The sequence below is a fragment of the Citrobacter sp. CK194 genome, assembly GCF_030333395.1.
Lineage (GTDB): Bacteria > Pseudomonadota > Gammaproteobacteria > Enterobacterales > Enterobacteriaceae > Citrobacter_B > Citrobacter_B koseri.
In genome coordinates, this window is the sequence record NZ_JAOWGA010000019.1 from 1,035,520 (window position 1) to 1,051,112 (window position 15,593).

Genomic DNA, 15,593 nt, shown 5'->3' on the forward strand with positions numbered 1-15,593 from the left:
CGATAAGCATGGCATTATCGGGCCTGTTGCCTGAGCAATATTATGCGCGGGTCGCGGCTTTCATTGCCGTGACAAACGCTTTCAGCTCGGTCAGCATCTGCCCGGGGTTTGCGACGTTTTTCTCAATGAGCTTAACGATTGCTGACCCGGAAATCGCCCCGGCGGCGCCGGCTTCAATGGCACCTGTAACCTGTTCCGGGGAAGATATGCCAAAGCCCTGCAACGGGGGCGCGGCGTTATACTCTTTCAGTTTTTCCACCAGATGATGCAGCGGTAATGCGGCGCGGTTTTCTGCGCCCGTCACGCCTGCCCGCGAAAGCAGATAGGTATAGCCGCGGCCATAAGAGGCTATCTGGCGCAACAGATCGTCATCGGCATTGGGCGGGCAGATGAAAATCGGCGCCACGTTGTAGCGTAATGCCGCCTGACGGAAGGGCGCAGACTCCTCAACAGGCACATCCGCCACCAGTACGGAATCCACGCCGACTTTCTCGCACTGCGCGTAGAATTCGTCGATCCCTTTGCTGAACACCAGGTTGGCGTACATCAGCAGACCAATCGGAATCGTCGGGTGTTTCTGACGAATCAGCGCCAGCATCTCAAAGCATTGCGTAGGCGTTACGCCTGCGGCAAACGCGCGCAGCGTGGCTTCCTGGATGGTCGGCCCGTCTGCCAGCGGATCGGAGAACGGAATGCCGAGTTCAAGGGCGTCGGCGCCGGCTTCAATCAGCGTATCAATAATGTTCAGTGACTGTTCAACGGAAGGATCGCCCAAGGTCACGAAGGGGACAAATGCGCCTTCCTTGCGATCCTTCAGCTGTGCAAACAGGTTTTCATAGCGTTCCATCAGATTTCCCCTCGCGCTTTCAGAATATCGTGTACGGTGAAAATGTCTTTGTCGCCGCGACCGGAAAGGTTAACGACCAGCAATTGTTCTTTTTCTGGATTTTCACGCATCATTTTCAGGGCGTGAGCCAGGGCGTGGGACGACTCCAGCGCCGGAATAATCCCTTCATGCAGACAGAGCGTTTTAAAGGCTTCCAGCGCTTCGTCATCGGTGATCGACACATAATCGGCGCGACCAATGCTGTTCAGATACGCGTGCTGCGGCCCAACGGACGGGAAATCCAGCCCGGCGGAAATGGAGTAGGACTCTTCAATTTGCCCTTCCTCGGTTTGCATCATCGGCGCTTTCATGCCGAAATAGATGCCTACGCGACCGTGCTTCAGCGGCGCGCCGTGCTCGCCTGTTTCAATCCCGTGGCCGCCAGGTTCGACGCCAATCAAACCCACGCTGGTTTCGTTGATGAAGTCCGCAAACATGCCGATTGCGTTGGAGCCGCCGCCCACGCAGGCAATCACGGCATCCGGCAGACGACCTTCTTTTTCGAGGATCTGCGCTTTCGTCTCTTCCCCGATCATGCGCTGAAATTCACGGACGATGGTCGGGAACGGGTGCGGGCCTGCCGCAGTACCGAGCATATAGTGCGCGGATTCATAGCTGCCGGACCAGTCGCGAAGCGCTTCGTTGCAGGCGTCTTTCAGGGTGGCGGAGCCGCTGTGTACAGGGATCACTTCCGCGCCCATCAGTCGCATACGAAAGACGTTTGGCGACTGACGCTCGACGTCTTTTGCACCCATATAGATACGGCATTTCAGACCGAGCAGGGCGCTGGCGAGCGCGGAAGCCACGCCATGCTGACCTGCGCCCGTTTCGGCGATAATCTCTGTTTTACCCATGCGTTTCGCCAGCAGCGCCTGCCCCAGTACCTGGTTTGTTTTGTGCGCGCCGCCGTGCAGTAAATCTTCACGCTTCAGATACAGCGTGGTTTTGGTGCCGGCGGTGATATTCTGGCATTTGGTCAGCGCGGTTGGACGGCCTGCATAGTTCTTCAGCAGATCGGCAAACTGGGCCTGAAACTGCGGATCTTTCTGCGCACTGACGAACGCTTCTTCCAGCTGGCGCAGGGCAGGCATCAGAATCTGCGGGACATACATGCCGCCAAATTCACCAAAGTAGGGATTGAGTAATGTTGTCATGTTTTCTTCCTTAATATGCGCGCAGTGTCTGAAAGACCGAGGCCAGAAGGTGTGCATCTTTGATGCCCGGCTGTGACTCTACACCAGAATTAAAATCGAGACCGGCACAGCCGGTTTTTGCCGCTTCCACGCAGTTGTCTGCGCCTAATCCGCCCGCCAGCAATACGTTGTCCAGCGTTTCACCGTTTAATAACGACCAGTCAAAACGTTGGCCGCTGCCGCCCTGGCCGTTATCAAGAACGTACTTATCAACGTGCTGGTAATCACGAGCAGGCAGTGTGTCGCCCACGCTAAGCGCTTTCCAGATTTGTACCTGTTCCGGTAATGCGGCGCGCAGAGCATCGACATAAGCCTGGTCTTCGCTGCCATGCAGTTGCACGACCTTGAGCGACAAGGTGGTCGCTTTTTCACATACCTCGGTGATAGCGGTATTGCGGAATACGCCGACATATTGCAGGGGGGCGGCGGCTATCACCTCGCGCGCCTGGTCGAGATTTACGACGCGAGGCGACGAGGGAACAAAAATCAGCCCGCCATAAATGGCGCCCGCTTCGTAAGCGGCTTTTGCATCCTGAGCGCGCGTCAGGCCGCAGACTTTGTTCTCGCCAAGCAACACGCGACGCACGGCGGCGTGCAGATCGGCATGGGACATCAATGCAGAACCGATCAGGAAACCGTTAGCGAAGTGGCTTAGCTCGCGCACTTGTGCATAGGTGTTAATCCCGGACTCGCTGATCACGGTCACGCCGTGCCCCAGTTTTGGCGCAAGCTGACGGGTACGGTTAAGGTCAATCGACAGATCGCGCAGGTCGCGGTTATTAATACCGACGACTTTCGCACCCAGTGCGATGGCGCGCTCCAGTTCTTCTTCGTTACTGACTTCCGTCAGCACGCCCATTTTCAGACTGTGGGCGACGGCGGAAAGTTGGCGATATTGCTCGTCATCCAGTACGGAGAGCATCAGCAGACAGGCATCGGCCTGGTAGTAACGCGCCAGATAGATTTGGTAAGGATCGATGATGAAGTCCTTACACAGAATCGGCTGCGGCGCGATACGACTGACAACAGTGAGAAAGTCAAAACTCCCCTGGAAATATTTCTCATCGGTCAGAACGGAAATCGCCGACGCGTAATGTTTATAAACACCGGCAATCTGCGCGGGGTCGAAGTCATCACGAATCACTCCTTTGGAGGGGGACGCTTTTTTACACTCCAGAATAAATGCGGTACGCGTGCCTTGCAGCGCATCATAGAAATGGCGGGCACTTGGCTGAACCTCATTCTGGAAACTGGCTAACGGTTGTTGTTGTTTACGGGCTTCTACCCAGATCGCCTTATCCGCGACGATTTTCGCTAAAACGGTTTGCATCATTTACCCTCTTGCCGCCAGTGCGGTAACCCGGTCATAAGCTGCGCCACTGCGCAGTACATCAATCACAGTTTGCGCATTGGCCTTTAAATCTTCCTTACCATGCAGGCGCATTAACATGGCGACATTCGCAGCGACAGCGGCCTCGTGAGCGGCTTCACCTTTACCTTGTAACAAGCGGGTGAGAATGTCACGGTTTTCTTCCGGCGTGCCGCCTGCCAGCTGTTCCTGGTGATACGGGGTGAGGCCGAAGTCTTCCGCCGTGAGCTGGTAGCTCTTGATTTCGCCGTCGTGCAGTTCAGCCACAATGGTTGGCGCATGCAGCGACACTTCATCCATACCGCCGCTGTGAACCACCGCCGCACGCTGATAACCCAGTACCCGCAGGGTTTCGGCAATGGGCAGCACCAGTTCCGGGCTGTAGACGCCAATCAGCGCCAGCGGCGGGTGAGCCGGGTTGATCAGCGGCCCCAGCACATTGAACAAGGTGCGGGTTTTAAGCTGCTGGCGAACCGGCATCGCATGACGGAAACCCGTATGGTATTTCGGTGCGAACAGGAAGCAGACGCCCAGGTCGTCCAGCGCCTGACGCGATTTATCGGCGTTCATATCCAGATTGATACCGAATGCCGCCAACAGATCGGACGAACCGGATTTACTGGAGACGCTGCGGTTGCCATGTTTGGCCACCTTCAGTCCACAGGCCGCCGCCACGAAGGCGCTGGCGGTGGAGATATTGATGCTGTTGCTGCCATCACCGCCGGTGCCGACAATATCGGCAAACAGATAGTTCGGGCGCGGGAACGGCGCGGCATTTTCCAGCAGCGCGGTAGCGGCGCCAGCGATTTCATTCGGATGTTCGCCACGCACTTTCATACTGACCAGCGCCGCCGCCAGTTGTTCTGGCTTCAGTTCGCCACGGACCACGGCAGAGAAAAGCTGGTGGCTTTCCTGCTGGGTCATGGTTTGCGCCTGGTACAATTTTTCCAGAATCGGTTGCAGCGTATTGGTCGGCTCCAGTTTTTGTTGCGCCCAGGCTAGCGTTTGTTCCAGCAACAGCGCACCTTGCGTAGTAAGAATGGACTCCGGGTGGAACTGAAAACCGCAGACGCGATCCGTGTCGTGACGCACCGCCATCACCATGCCGTTAAAATGGGCGTTAATCGTCAGCCCCGCAGGCACGTTGCTGCCCACCAGAGAGTGATAACGAGCAACCGGCAGCGGGTTCACCAGACCGGCAAACATCGCCTGTCCGTCATGTTCAATGCTCGACGCTTTGCCGTGGAGAATCTCGCCCGCCTGACCGACGTAACCACCGTAGGCTTCAACAATCGCCTGGTGTCCGAGGCAGATGCCGATAATGGGCAGCTTGCCGCGCAGACGGGTCAACAACTCCGGCATACAACCGGCTTCGCTGGGGACGCCAGGCCCTGGAGAAAGCATTAGCACCGGGTTTTTCATCGTCGCAAGACGGTCGATTAAGGTCTGCGCCGGGATATGGTTACGGTAAATCACCACATTGTGGCCGTTGGCCCGTAGCTGATCTGCCAGGTTGTAAGTAAAAGAGTCGATGTTATCGAGCAGCAGAATGTCAGCCATTAGAAAATCTCCTGTGCATGGTGCGCGGTGGCAATAGCACGCAGAACCGCGCGCGCTTTATTACGGGTTTCGTCGGCTTCAGACTGCGGAACAGAATCCAGCACGATTCCGGCACCGGCCTGCACGGTGGCGATGCCGTCTTCCACCAGAGCAGAGCGAATCACAATGCAGGTATCGAGATCGCCATGCGCGGTGAAGTAGCCCACCGCACCGCCATAACTGCCGCGACGACGCCCTTCGGCACCGGCGATAAGCTGCATGGCGCGAACTTTTGGCGCGCCGCTCAGCGTGCCCATATTCATACAGGCGCGATAAGCATGCAGCACATCCAGATCGCTGCGTAATTCACCCACCACGCGGGACACCAGGTGCATAACGAACGAATAACGATCGACTTTCGTCAGGTCGGCAACGTAGCGGCTGCCGGGAGTACAAATGCGCGCCAGATCATTACGCGCCAGATCGACCAGCATCAGGTGTTCAGACAGCTCTTTATGGTCGGTGCGCATCTCCAGCTCAATGCGGCTGTCGAGATCGCGATCCAGCGAGCCGTCGGCACGGCGACCGCGCGGGCGTGTGCCGGCGATGGGGTAGATTTCAATCTGGCGACTGGTCGCGTCGTACTTCAGCGAGCTTTCCGGGGAGGCGCCAAACAGGGTGAAATCGTTATCCTGCATAAAGAACATGTATGGACTTGGGTTGCTCTTTTTCAGTACGTAATAGGCCGCCAGCGGTGACGGGCAGGGTAATGAGAAGCGGCGGGAAGGCACCACCTGGAAAATCTCTCCTGCGCGAATCGCTTTCTGCATGGTACGCACAACGGCGCCAAACTCTTCGTCGCTCTGGCTGCATTCGCAGCGCATTTGCGGCACTGGTGTAACGGGCAACGGCGGCGCGGGTTCGGTTAATTGCTGCGTCAGCTGCGCGAGGCGCGCCGTCAGACGCTGTTTTTCCGCTTCATTATCGGTAAAGAGGCTTGCCTGAATCCGGGTGCTTTTCTTCTGATGGTCAATCACCATCAGCGTTTCCGCCAGATAGAAGCAGTAATCCGGGCAGCGATTACCGGCTTCCAGTTGCGGTAACGCTTCAAATCCCGCCACCAGGTCATAGGCAAACAAACCGCCGAAAAACATGGCTTCGCGCTCTTCAGCAGGCACATTCACCAGATTCTGCAACAGACGGAATGCGTCAAATACCGACAGCGAACACAGACGCGCATCCTCATCTAACAGCGGGCTTACTGCGGGAAAGCGCAGCTTCCGGCTACCGGCCTGCGCTGCATTTTCAACGCCCGCAGGCAGCGCGGCATCCAGCAGCGGGAGCAGGGATGCACCGTTATCCGTTAACGCTTCGATAGTGACAGTGTCACCCAAAGCGGTAATGCGCAGCGCACTATCGACCAACAGCAGGCTTTTCAGATCATTTTTACTGTCGATATCAGCAGATTCCAGCAGCAGCGTTGCCGGGCGGTCGCCACAAACCTGATGGAACAACGCCGTCGGGTTCTCACGGTAGGCGGCATTGCAGGAAAGCAATTCGAGTGTTGGTTTTTGTATTTGCATCGTTATTCTCATTCATTCTGTTCAAAAAAAAGCCCGCTCATCTGGCGGGCCGGGTATCTGGTTGCTTATTGCAGACGTCATACACTGCCCGAAATCAGGAAGTGCGCCACCAACCGTGCAGTACGAATGTTGCTTTCATCTCAGATACCTTCTTCATGTGAACTTGCGTACTAGTTAACTAGTTCGATGAAATAAAGTCAACACCTGATTTCAGTATATTTGCCGGAACCGTTATGATGTTTGTGAAAGAACATTTATTAAGACGGGAGCCGCCTTGAGCGACACGAATTACGCAGTGATTTACGACCTGCACAGTCATACAACGGCGTCCGATGGTCGGTTAACGCCAGAAGCGTTAGTACATCGTGCGGTAGAGATGCGAGTCGGCACACTGGCGATCACCGATCATGACACCACAGCCGCTATTCCGGCGGCAAGAGAAGAAATTTCACGTTCCGGGCTTGCCCTGAACCTGATTCCTGGCGTGGAAATTTCAACTGTCTGGGAAAATCATGAGATCCATATTGTGGGTCTGAATATCGACATTGCGCATCCGGCGATGTGTGCGTTCCTGGCGGAACAAACCGAACGTCGTCAGCAGCGTGCGCGTCTGATTGCCGAGCGTCTGGAGAAAGCGCATATTCCTGGGGCGTGGGAAGGCGCTTTGCGGCTTGCCGACGGTGGGGCCGTGACGCGCGGGCATTTCGCCCGTTTTCTGGTGGAGTGCGGCAAAGCCGGGAGCATTGCCGATGTTTTTAAAAAATACCTTGCGCGTGGGAAAACCGGATACGTTCCGCCACAGTGGTGTACAATAGAACAAGCTATTGATGTGATTCATCATTCTGGCGGTAAGGCAGTATTGGCCCATCCAGGCCGCTACGACCTTAGCGCTAAGTGGCTGAAAAGGTTGATTGCGTATTTTGCGCTGCATCGCGGTGATGCGATGGAAGTGGCGCAATGCCAGCAGTCGCCCAATGAGCGAACCCAACTGGCGACCTATGCGCGCCAGCACCATTTATGGGCATCACAAGGCTCTGATTTTCATCAGCCGTGCCCGTGGATTGAACTGGGTCGCAAGCTCTGGCTGCCAGCAGGCGTCGAAGGCGTATGGCAGTTGTGGGAAGAGCCACAAACACCACAGTGAGGGAAGTATGAGCCAGTTTTTTTATATTCATCCTGAAAACCCGCAACAACGGCTGATCAATCAGGCGGTTGAAATTGTGCGTAAAGGCGGGGTGATTGTTTATCCAACCGATTCCGGCTATGCGCTGGGTTGTAAAATCGAAGATAAAGGGGCGATGGAGCGCATCTGTCGCATTCGCCACCTGCCGGACGGGCATAACTTCACGCTGATGTGTCGGGATCTGTCTGAGTTATCGACCTATTCGTTTGTCGATAACGTCGCCTTTCGCTTAATTAAAAACAATACGCCGGGCAACTACACTTTTATCCTGAAGGGAACGAAAGACGTGCCGCGCCGCCTGTTACAGGAAAAACGGAAAACCATCGGTCTGCGCGTGCCGTCGAACCCGATCGCGCTGGCACTGCTGGAAGCGCTGGGCGAACCGATGCTCTCCACCTCGCTGATGCTGCCCGGCAGCGAATTTACCGAGTCCGACCCGGAAGAGATCAAAGACCGCCTGGAAAAACAGGTCGATTTGATCATTCACGGCGGTTACCTCGGCCAGCAACCGACCACGGTGATTGATTTAACCGATGATTCTCCGGTTGTCTTGCGCGAAGGCGTTGGTGACGTTAAACCTTTCTTATAAGGGCGCAACTCTGTATACTACGCGGCCTTAAAATGGCGCTGTAAAGCGCCGTTGATTCTCCTGTTCGACGCCTGTGAAGGCGACACCTGAAGGAAGCTCTATGAGCGAAAAGTTACAAAAAGTGCTGGCTCGCGCTGGCCACGGTTCTCGCCGTGAAATTGAATCCATTATTGAAGCAGGCCGCGTAAGCGTTGACGGCAAAATCGCCACGCTTGGCGATCGCGTTGAAATCACGCCGGGTCTGAAAATCCGTATCGACGGTCATCTGATCTCGGTGAAAGAGTCTGCGGAACAAATTTGTCGCGTTCTGGCCTATTACAAACCAGAAGGTGAGCTGTGTACCCGTAACGACCCGGAAGGTCGTCCTACCGTTTTTGATCGCTTACCGAAACTGCGCGGCGCTCGCTGGATTGCCGTAGGTCGTCTGGATGTGAATACCTGCGGTTTGCTGTTGTTCACGACGGATGGCGAACTGGCGAACCGTCTGATGCACCCGAGTCGTGAAGTTGAGCGTGAATACGCCGTGCGCGTATTTGGTCAGGTTGATGACGCCAAGCTGCGTGACCTGAGTCGTGGCGTTCAACTGGAAGATGGCCCGGCGGCGTTTAAAACCATCAAATTCAGCGGTGGTGAAGGTATTAACCAGTGGTACAACGTCACGCTGACCGAAGGGCGTAACCGTGAGGTACGTCGTCTGTGGGAAGCGGTTGGCGTGCAGGTTAGCCGACTGATCCGCGTGCGCTATGGTGATATTCCATTGCCGAAAGGGCTGCCGCGCGGTGGCTGGACTGAACTGGATCTGGCGCAGACCAACTATCTGCGTGAACTGGTGCAGCTGGCGCCGGAAACCACCTCCAAAGTGGCCGTGGAGAAAGACCGACGTCGTATGAAGGCGAACCAGATTCGCCGTGCAGTGAAGCGTCACAGCCAGGTTGGCGGCGGTCGTCGTTCAGGCGGTCGTAACAACAACGGTTGATGCTGAATGCCCGGTGGCGCTTACGCTTACCGGGCCTACGTTTTGCCTGTAGGCCGGATAAAGCGTTTACGCCGTCATCCGGCACCGTTTCCTAATAATCAATTCCCATCTGGGCCTTCACGCCCGCTTCAAAAGCATGTTTGACCGGACGCAGCTCGCTGACCGTGTCGGCCAGTTCCAGAATATCGCGATGACAACCGCGACCGGTAATAATCACCGTCTGATTCTGCGGACGGGCATTTAAGGCATTGATGACCTCTTCAAGCGGCAGATAGTCATACGCCACCATGTAGGTCAGTTCATCCAGCACGACCATATCCAACGTTGGGTCCGCCAGCATACGTTTGCCATGTTCCCAGACAGCCATACAGGCTGCGGTGTCGGTTTCGCGATTTTGCGTTTCCCAGGTGAACCCGGTCGCCATCACCTGAAATTCCACGCCGTGGGGCTCCAGCAGATTGCGCTCGCCGTTAGGCCATGTGCCTTTAATGAACTGCACCACGCCCACTTTTTTACCGTGGCCGACGGCGCGCGTTGCGGTGCCGAATGCCGCCGTGGTTTTGCCTTTACCGTTGCCGGTAAACACGATGATGATGCCGCGTTCGTCCTGCGCCGCCGCAACGCGGGCGTCGACCCGGTCTTTCACACGCTGCTGGCGTTGTTGATAGCGTTCTTCAGTCATTGGGCGATTCCTGGTCTACGGCCCGGCTGGGCATCAAAAGTCATACCGGTTTTACGGCGGCTGTCGTCGCCCATCAGCCACAAATAGAGGGGCATGATATCGGCGGGCGTTTTTAACTTCTGCGGATCTTCCGTAGGGAAGGCGCTGGCGCGCATACTCGTGCGCGTGCCGCCTGGGTTGATGCAATTTACACGTAAGGGGTGGTTCTGGTATTCGTCCGCCAGTACCTGCATCATGCCTTCGGTGGCGAATTTAGAGGTGGCGTAAGCGCCCCAGTTGGCGCGTCCCTGACGACCGACGCTTGATGAGGTAAAGACCAGCGAACCGGCGTCGGATTTAAGTAATAAAGGAAGCAGTGCCTGAGTCAGCATGAATGTCGCATTGACGTTAACCTGCATAACATCCTGCCAGACGTGCGGATTTTGTTCGCTCATTGGGCAGATATCGCCCAGTAACCCGGCGTTATGCAGAACGCCATCCAGTCGTGGATAGTGCGCCGCAATCCTCTGGCCTAACTGGTGGCACTCTTCAGCGGTGCAGGTCAGTAGATCCAGCGTAAACCACTGTGGCAATGCGCCTGTATCTTCGGCGACAGTCTGTGCGACCTGACGCAGTTTTTCTTCATTTCGACCCAGCAAAATAACGTTTGCGCCGTAGCGCGCGTAGGTGAGCGCGGCTTCGCGGCCAATGCCATCACTGGCGCCAGTGACCAGAATAATGCGATTTTGCAGTAGATCTTGTTTAGGTTGGTAATGCACGGCTACTCCTCGGCGACGCGTTGGGTCACCCTGCCAGTTGTCTTATCTTCTCTTTAACTTTTCGGCTTTATGCCTGAAAGCCCGCGTCATTTCAATCAGTCAACGGCGATAACGCCGAAAAATGAACACTTTGTCATACTTTTCACCCAGTAACCGCAACGCAGGATCAAACGAGACGGGCTAACACGCCTGTTGTACACTGAGCCAAAATAGCGTTGTGTAACCAAGGTGGGACTCGTGGAATTGTTGTCTGAATATGGGTTGTTTTTGGCAAAAATCGTCACTGTCGTGGTGGCAATCGCCGTCATTGTGATGCTGATCGTGAATGCTGCCCAGCGTAAACGCCAGCGTGGAGAGCTGCGGGTAACGAATCTCAGCGAGCAATATAAAGAGATGAAGGACGATCTGGCGACGGCGCTGATGGACGGCCATCAACAAAAACTCTGGCATAAAGCGCAGAAAAAAAAGCTGAAGCTGGAGGCAAAAGCGGCGAAAGCGAAAGCAAAGCAGGGGGAAAATGCCGCGACGGAGAAACCTCGTGCCTGGGTGCTGGATTTTAAAGGCAGTATGGATGCCCACGAAGTCAGCGCGCTGCGTGAGGAGGTGACGGCGGTGTTAGCGGCGTTTAAACCGCAGGATCAGGTGGTCGTGCGTCTGGAAAGCCCCGGCGGCGTTGTGCATGGCTATGGCCTGGCGGCTTCGCAATTGCAGCGTCTGCGCGATAAGCAGATCCCGTTGACGGTAACGGTGGACAAAGTCGCCGCCAGCGGCGGTTACATGATGGCCTGTGTGGCCGACAAAATTGTTTCGGCGCCGTTTGCGATTGTTGGCTCTATTGGCGTTGTGGCGCAAATCCCTAACTTTAATCGCTTTTTGAAAGGGAAGGATATCGATATTGAGCTGCACACGGCGGGCCAGTATAAGCGCACGCTGACGCTGCTTGGCGAAAACACGGAGGAAGGGCGCCAGAAATTCCGTGAAGATCTGAATGAAACCCATCACCTGTTTAAGCATTTTGTGCAGCAGATGCGCCCTGTGCTGGATATCGAACAGGTGGCCACAGGCGAGCACTGGTATGGCCAACAGGCGCTGGAGAAAGGTCTGGTGGACGAAATCAACACCAGTGATGACGTCATTCTCCGCTTGATGGACGGTTATGAGGTGTTCAACGTTCGCTTTATGCAGCGTAAGAAATTGATGGATCGGTTTACGGGTAGCGCCGCAGAAAGCGCCGATCGTTTGTTGCTACGCTGGTGGCAGCGCGGACAAAAACCGCTGATGTAAAATTTTCATTGCCCGGTGGCGCTAACGCTTACCGGGCCTGCGGACTGTTTTGTAGGCCGGATAAGGCGTAGCCGCCATCCGGCAAAACCTTTCCTGCGTTAATCGATCAGGTGATACTTCTCAGAAAGCACATGTGCCAGATGTTTAAACATATTAAACACGGCGGTGCTTTTTGGCGTCGGTAAACCTTGCTCGTCTAAAAAGTAATCGCCGCTGAAGACCAGCACGCCGTTTCGTTGCGTCACACCGGTGGCGACAATCCCCGCCAGCGTGTCCTCATGCTCACGAATGATTTTGTTGGCTTCAATCAGCAGTGTTTCACGATCGATAGGTTGGGTGTCTTTATGCATTATTTACTCCTTAAACAAGGACATTAGTCTACGCCGGGCGCTGCTTATGGGCAAATATTCCCTGATAAACACGAAGGTCTTGTAAAGGTGCTGTTACTGGCAAGATTTGTTTTTGCATGCTAATAAAGTTGCGTAACGAATTTTATCAGGTACAGTGTGACGCTTTCGTCAATCTGGCAACAGATTTGCTTGACATTCGACCAAAATTCCGTCGTGCTATAGCGCTTGTGTGCTAAAAAGCCTGTTAACTCAGTCACCTGAGGATCACGTTTCGCGCACCGAGTCAGTACAAGGGGTTGATATCCGCCGACACAGAGACCATATCGGTGTCTCGTCGCCAGTGGAAGGTGAATCAACGTGCGACGCATTCCAGGAAGAATCAATTTAGGTAAAGGTGAATATGGGTAAAGCTCTTGTCATCGTTGAGTCCCCGGCAAAAGCCAAAACGATCAACAAGTATCTGGGTAATGATTACGTGGTTAAGTCCAGCGTCGGTCATATCCGTGATTTGCCGACCAGTGGCTCAGCAGCTAAAAAGAGCGCCGACTCTACCTCCACCAAAACGGCTAAAAAGCCCAAAAAGGATGAACGTGGCGCTCTCGTCAACCGAATGGGGGTTGACCCTTGGCATAACTGGGATGCGCAGTATGAAGTGCTGCCCGGTAAAGAGAAGGTCGTCTCTGAACTGAAACAATTGGCTGAAAAAGCCGACCACATCTATCTCGCAACCGACCTTGACCGCGAAGGGGAAGCCATTGCCTGGCACCTGCGGGAAGTGATCGGGGGTGATGACACGCGCTATAGCCGCGTGGTGTTTAACGAAATAACCAAAAACGCGATTCGCCAGGCGTTTGATAAGCCAGGCGAACTGAATATCGACCGTGTTAACGCGCAGCAGGCGCGCCGCTTTATGGACCGCGTTGTGGGCTATATGGTGTCGCCATTGCTGTGGAAAAAAATTGCGCGAGGCCTGTCGGCAGGCCGCGTACAGTCCGTTGCCGTGCGTCTGGTTGTTGAACGCGAACGTGACATCAAAGCGTTCGTACCGGAAGAGTTCTGGGAAGTGAACGCCAGCACAACAACGCCTTCTGGCGATGCCTTGCCGCTTGACGTTACGCACCAGAATGATAAACCGTTCCGTCCGGTTAACCGCGAGCAAACGCTGGCGGCGGTCAGCCTGCTGGAAAAAGCGCGTTACAGCGTACTGGAGCGTGAAGATAAACCGACCAGCAGCAAGCCTGGCGCGCCGTTTATCACGTCGACGCTGCAACAGGCGGCGAGCACGCGTCTGGGCTTTGGCGTGAAAAAAACCATGATGATGGCGCAGCGCTTGTACGAAGCGGGCTACATCACCTACATGCGTACTGACTCCACCAACCTGAGCCAGGATGCGGTAAACATGGTTCGCGGTTATATCAGCGATAGCTTCGGCAAGAAATACCTGCCGGAGAGCCCGAACCAGTACGCCAGCAAAGAAAATTCACAGGAAGCGCACGAAGCGATCCGTCCTTCTGATGTCGCGGTGATGGCCGAAGCGCTGAAGGATATGGAAGCGGACGCGCAGAAACTGTATCAGCTGATCTGGCGTCAGTTTGTCGCCTGTCAGATGACGCCAGCCCAGTACGATTCCACCACGCTGACGGTCGGTGCGGGTGATTTCCGCCTGAAAGCGCGTGGCCGCATTCTGCGTTTCGACGGCTGGACGAAAGTCATGCCTGCGCTGCGTAAAGGCGATGAAGACCGGACGTTGCCTGCGGTGAATAAAGGCGATGTGTTGACGCTGGTTGAACTGACCCCGGCGCAGCACTTCACCAAACCACCGGCGCGCTTCAGTGAAGCATCGCTGGTTAAAGAGCTGGAAAAACGCGGTATTGGTCGTCCATCCACCTATGCGTCGATCATCTCGACCATTCAGGATCGCGGTTATGTCCGCGTGGAAAACCGTCGCTTCTATGCTGAAAAAATGGGTGAGATTGTCACCGATCGACTGGAAGAAAACTTCCGCGAGCTGATGAACTACGATTTTACCGCCCAGATGGAAGACAGCCTCGACAAGGTGGCCAGCCACGAAGCCGAGTGGAAAAACGTGCTTGATAACTTCTTCAGCGATTTTACTCAGCAGCTTGATAAAGCGGAGAAAGATCCTGAAGAGGGCGGCATGCGTCCTAACCAGATGGTGCTGACCAGCATTGACTGCCCGACATGCGGGCGCAAAATGGGGATTCGCACCGCCAGCACCGGCGTGTTCCTGGGATGTTCCGGCTATGCGCTGCCGCCGAAAGAGCGCTGCAAAACCACCATCAACCTGGTGCCGGAAAATGAAGTACTGAACGTACTGGAAGGCGATGATGCGGAAACCAACGCCTTGCGTGCAAAACGTCGTTGCCAGAAGTGCGGCACCGCAATGGACAGCTACCTGATCGATCCGAAACGCAAGCTGCATGTCTGCGGTAATAACCCGACCTGCGACGGTTACGAAATCGAAGAGGGCGAGTTCCGCATTAAAGGTTATGACGGCCCGATCGTTGAGTGCGAAAAATGTGGCTCTGAAATGCACCTGAAGATGGGGCGTTTTGGTAAGTACATGGCCTGTACTAACGACGAATGTAAAAATACCCGTAAGATTCTGCGTAACGGTGAAGTCGCGCCGCCGAAAGAAGATCCGGTGCCGTTGCCGGAACTGCCGTGCGAGAAATCGGACGCGTATTTCGTGCTGCGTGACGGCGCCGCAGGGATCTTCCTCGCGGCGAATACCTTCCCGAAATCGCGTGAAACGCGTGCGCCGTTAGTGGAAGAGTTGTATCGCTTCCGCGACCGTCTGCCGGAAAAACTGCGTTATCTGGCCGATGCGCCGCAGCAGGACCCGGAAGGCAATAAGACGCTGGTGCGTTTTAGCCGTAAGACGAAACAGCAGTATGTTGCCGCTGAAAAAGACGGGAAAGCGACGGGATGGTCCGCATTCTTCGTTGATGGCAAGTGGGTAGAAGGTAAGAAATAACAGTCACCTGGCTGAATTTCACTTAAGAGGGTCGCGCAAGCGGCCCTTTTTTATTCCGGGCTTATTATTTTTTCTTCGCATCTATACAGCTCTGATATAAATGATATAGTGGTTATAGTTAACGGCTTTTTTATTATTAAATCGTATTAGCAGCGCGTGACGTGCTGCTTATCAAACGATGACATGACGGCGCTAATCTGGAT

At 55.0% G+C, this 15,593-nt stretch carries 13 protein-coding genes, 1 pseudogene and 1 other annotated feature; of the genes and pseudogenes, 5 read left to right on the forward strand and 9 right to left on the reverse strand.

Features of this window, described 5'->3' with window-relative positions:
* Positions 1-40: 40 nt before the first annotated feature.
* From trpA to trpL, 6 genes are all read right to left on the reverse strand, one after another.
* On the reverse strand, positions 41-847 hold the full coding sequence (gene trpA, locus OGX80_RS20955) for a tryptophan synthase subunit alpha (protein WP_049009727.1): 807 nt from the start codon (positions 845-847) through the stop codon (positions 41-43).
* On the reverse strand, positions 847-2,040 hold the full coding sequence (gene trpB / locus OGX80_RS20960; RefSeq protein WP_012132217.1) for a tryptophan synthase subunit beta: 1,194 nt from the start codon (positions 2,038-2,040) through the stop codon (positions 847-849). Before trpB ends, trpA begins: the two co-directional genes overlap by 1 nt.
* Positions 2,041-2,050: 10 nt before the next feature.
* Positions 2,051-3,409, reverse strand: a complete 1,359-nt coding sequence (trpCF, locus tag OGX80_RS20965) for a bifunctional indole-3-glycerol-phosphate synthase TrpC/phosphoribosylanthranilate isomerase TrpF (RefSeq protein ID WP_115182333.1) — start codon at positions 3,407-3,409, stop codon at positions 2,051-2,053.
* A 3-nt stretch (positions 3,410-3,412) separates the two neighbouring features.
* The gene (trpD, locus tag OGX80_RS20970) at positions 3,413-5,008 is read right to left on the reverse strand and encodes a bifunctional anthranilate synthase glutamate amidotransferase component TrpG/anthranilate phosphoribosyltransferase TrpD (RefSeq protein ID WP_115181590.1); all 1,596 of its coding nucleotides are present in this window, start codon (positions 5,006-5,008) and stop codon (positions 3,413-3,415) included.
* On the reverse strand, positions 5,008-6,570 hold the full coding sequence (locus tag OGX80_RS20975; RefSeq protein ID WP_115181591.1) for an anthranilate synthase component 1: 1,563 nt from the start codon (positions 6,568-6,570) through the stop codon (positions 5,008-5,010). Before OGX80_RS20975 ends, trpD begins: the two co-directional genes overlap by 1 nt.
* Before the next feature lie 23 nt (positions 6,571-6,593).
* Positions 6,594-6,688: a sequence feature (Trp leader region), on the reverse strand.
* Positions 6,665-6,709, reverse strand: a complete 45-nt coding sequence (gene trpL, locus OGX80_RS20980; protein ID WP_012905981.1) for a trp operon leader peptide — start codon at positions 6,707-6,709, stop codon at positions 6,665-6,667. Its footprint overlaps the feature before it by 24 nt.
* A gap of 135 nt (positions 6,710-6,844) precedes the next feature.
* On the opposite strand from trpL, the pseudogene rnm reads away from it, so the two are divergent.
* The 3 genes and pseudogenes from rnm to rluB all read left to right on the forward strand — a co-directional run bounded on the left by rnm (position 6,845) and on the right by rluB (position 9,318).
* Positions 6,845-7,725 (forward strand): annotated as a pseudogene (gene rnm, locus OGX80_RS20985) (RNase RNM).
* Positions 7,722-8,342: an L-threonylcarbamoyladenylate synthase gene (locus OGX80_RS20990; protein WP_012132222.1), complete on the forward strand. Its 621-nt coding sequence runs from the start codon at positions 7,722-7,724 to the stop codon at positions 8,340-8,342. Before rnm ends, OGX80_RS20990 begins: the two are co-directional and overlap by 4 nt.
* Positions 8,343-8,442: 100 nt before the next feature.
* Positions 8,443-9,318, forward strand: coding sequence for a 23S rRNA pseudouridine(2605) synthase RluB (gene rluB, locus OGX80_RS20995; RefSeq protein WP_012132223.1), 876 nt, complete (start codon positions 8,443-8,445; stop codon positions 9,316-9,318).
* A gap of 91 nt (positions 9,319-9,409) precedes the next feature.
* Here rluB and cobO read toward each other — a convergent pair whose 3' ends face one another.
* A complete protein-coding gene (gene cobO, locus OGX80_RS21000; RefSeq protein ID WP_012132224.1) occupies positions 9,410-10,000 on the reverse strand; it encodes a cob(I)yrinic acid a,c-diamide adenosyltransferase in 591 nt (196 codons plus the stop codon).
* Entirely contained in the window at positions 9,997-10,758 is a 762-nt protein-coding gene (locus OGX80_RS21005) for a YciK family oxidoreductase (protein ID WP_115181592.1), read from the reverse strand. Before OGX80_RS21005 ends, cobO begins: the two co-directional genes overlap by 4 nt.
* A 237-nt stretch (positions 10,759-10,995) precedes the next feature.
* On the opposite strand from OGX80_RS21005, the gene sohB reads away from it, so the two are divergent.
* Complete coding sequence (gene sohB / locus OGX80_RS21010) at positions 10,996-12,042, forward strand: protease SohB (RefSeq protein WP_112002049.1); 1,047 nt, start codon at positions 10,996-10,998, stop codon at positions 12,040-12,042.
* A 98-nt stretch (positions 12,043-12,140) separates the two neighbouring features.
* On the opposite strand, the gene OGX80_RS21015 is transcribed toward sohB, so the two are convergent.
* The gene (locus tag OGX80_RS21015; RefSeq protein ID WP_003020616.1) at positions 12,141-12,392 is read right to left on the reverse strand and encodes a YciN family protein; all 252 of its coding nucleotides are present in this window, start codon (positions 12,390-12,392) and stop codon (positions 12,141-12,143) included.
* A gap of 400 nt (positions 12,393-12,792) precedes the next feature.
* Here OGX80_RS21015 and topA point away from each other — a divergent pair, with 400 nt between their 5' ends.
* Positions 12,793-15,390, forward strand: coding sequence for a type I DNA topoisomerase (topA, locus tag OGX80_RS21020; RefSeq protein ID WP_071258408.1), 2,598 nt, complete (start codon positions 12,793-12,795; stop codon positions 15,388-15,390).
* The last annotated feature ends 203 nt before the right edge of the window (positions 15,391-15,593 follow it).

Bases quoted from the DNA above. Each gene is read 5' to 3' on its own strand.
- OGX80_RS20990 (WP_012132222.1), top strand. From the start codon at position 7,722: ATGAGCCAGTTTTTTTATATTCATCCTGAAAACCCGCAACAACGGCTG.
- trpA (WP_049009727.1), bottom strand. From the start codon at position 847: ATGGAACGCTATGAAAACCTGTTTGCACAGCTGAAGGATCGCAAGGAA.
- cobO (WP_012132224.1), bottom strand. From the start codon at position 10,000: ATGACTGAAGAACGCTATCAACAACGCCAGCAGCGTGTGAAAGACCGG.
- trpD (WP_115181590.1), bottom strand. From the start codon at position 5,008: ATGGCTGACATTCTGCTGCTCGATAACATCGACTCTTTTACTTACAAC.
- OGX80_RS21015 (WP_003020616.1), bottom strand. From the start codon at position 12,392: ATGCATAAAGACACCCAACCTATCGATCGTGAAACACTGCTGATTGAA.
- trpB (WP_012132217.1), bottom strand. From the start codon at position 2,040: ATGACAACATTACTCAATCCCTACTTTGGTGAATTTGGCGGCATGTAT.
- topA (WP_071258408.1), top strand. From the start codon at position 12,793: ATGGGTAAAGCTCTTGTCATCGTTGAGTCCCCGGCAAAAGCCAAAACG.
- rluB (WP_012132223.1), top strand. From the start codon at position 8,443: ATGAGCGAAAAGTTACAAAAAGTGCTGGCTCGCGCTGGCCACGGTTCT.
- trpCF (WP_115182333.1), bottom strand. From the start codon at position 3,409: ATGCAAACCGTTTTAGCGAAAATCGTCGCGGATAAGGCGATCTGGGTA.
- OGX80_RS20975 (WP_115181591.1), bottom strand. From the start codon at position 6,570: ATGCAAATACAAAAACCAACACTCGAATTGCTTTCCTGCAATGCCGCC.